1 protein-coding gene is annotated in these 1,596 nt (G+C 65.1%); it reads right to left on the bottom strand.

Going from position 1 to position 1,596, the window contains the following annotated elements:
* Window positions 1–677: 677 nt before the first annotated feature.
* Window positions 678–1,217 carry an RICIN domain-containing protein gene (locus ACZ38L_RS39450; protein WP_465702976.1) on the bottom strand — a complete coding sequence of 180 codons (540 nt, stop codon included), beginning with the start codon at window positions 1,215–1,217 and terminating at the stop codon, window positions 678–680.
* Window positions 1,218–1,596: the final 379 nt, after the last annotated feature.

Genomic DNA, 1,596 nt, shown 5'->3' with positions numbered 1-1,596 from the left:
CTACCTCACCCCACTCGAGATCCGACAGCGACACCAGCAAGGTCACGCCTTGGCGGCGTAAACGGACAGTGTCCAACCGCAGGGTGGAACTTCAGAGTGCAAGTCGGCGAGCGCGACCGCGGATGCGGTCGGCCCAAGCACCCGCTCGAAGTCCAACGCCATGTTGGGCGCTCCGTTGCGGGCATGGGCTCGATCACCCCGGCTGGTGGCATTTCGTCGGTAGCCCACTGAACACCGTTACGCTCCGTTATCGCTCCACAGAGAGTGGATCAGAACCGGACTACAAGGCCGTTGACAGTCCTCGCGCTACGTCACCGAGGTCCCGCCCGCTCCGCGTAGGCGGAGGTTGGTCGTTGCCGGCGGCACCGCCCTTCCGGCAGTCGGTGTCCGCTCCGCGCAGGCGGAGGTTGGTCGACGAAATTCACGTGGGGACTGGCGCCGCTGGTGTGACTGAGCGCTTCAGTTGGCGAGTCTGAGCGTTGTTGTTGGCGGGTGCGGGGCTGCGATCATGCCGACATGGATGTTGCCTTCTTCGTCGCCGGGCTGCTGCGTGCCAGCCGCAAACGGCTCGGCACCTCAGCGAGCCGAAGAACCTAGATCGTCCGTGATGGATAAGCGAAACGCCGCCGCCTCAGTGACCAGGGGCGGCGGCGCGATTTCATTGTGCTACTTAAGGACTACTGCCACCAGGTCACCAAAGCGTCGGTGTAGTAGGCCATGCCCACCTGTCCTCCGTTGGTGTGGGTGCTCTCCAGCTCCCACTCGCTGTCGCTCACCGACCACAGGTGACCGCCGTTCGGTTGGCCGTTGGAGCCGTGGTTGTTCATGTCGAACCGCTGGTTGATCCGGCCGTTGCAGGCCCACACGACCATCTCGTTCGGGAAGTTGTTGCCCGGCACGTCCAGGCACAGGTTCGGGTTGTACTTCGGGTGGAAGTACCAGCCGCCCTCGGCGGCCTTCTCCAGGCACCAGCGCTCATTGTCCTGGTTGACCCAGTCCCAGGTGCCCACAGCCGCACCCTGGCCACCCCAGCCGTTGACCTCCAGGTATTCCGCCGGATGGCCGGGGACGGCGTAACCGTCGTTGTAGGTGTGGACGTTCTGGCTCTGGCACACGTTCGACGGGACGGCGACGGCCGCCTGCGCCGCCCCCGTGCCCAGGCCGAGCGCAGCCACCGAGGCCGCCGCGATGGTCAGGGCCTTGATTTGCTTCAGCAAGATGAAGATCCCTCCCGATAAGCCAGGCTGTTGTCATGCACAGCAACTCACCGGATCGACCATACCGGACGGTCATAGGGCTGTGCTTCGCCATCCCCTCAACCTCCTGACCCCTTCCTCGCCGCCCCCACGCCTGCGCCCATCGTCGAGCCCCCGGCGTATCCGGCGACCCATTCCGTCCCGCCGGCGACGGCTCAGGGGGATCGCGGTCTACCTCGCCCCCGACGTACGTCCCGCTGCGGAACAGCGCCGGGAACTCCCCAGGCCCGTACCGCTCGTCGAGGCGGGTCTGTACTTTGAACGGTGTAACTCCCGATCATGGAAGTAGCACCTGATGAGCGACGTGACTGTCTCCGTTGAGGCGGTTGAAGAGATCCGG

The organism is Kitasatospora sp. NPDC024654 (assembly GCF_055559155.1).
The sequence above is the reverse complement of the archived record's forward strand: the minus strand, read 5'-3'. Positions and strand labels throughout refer to the sequence as shown.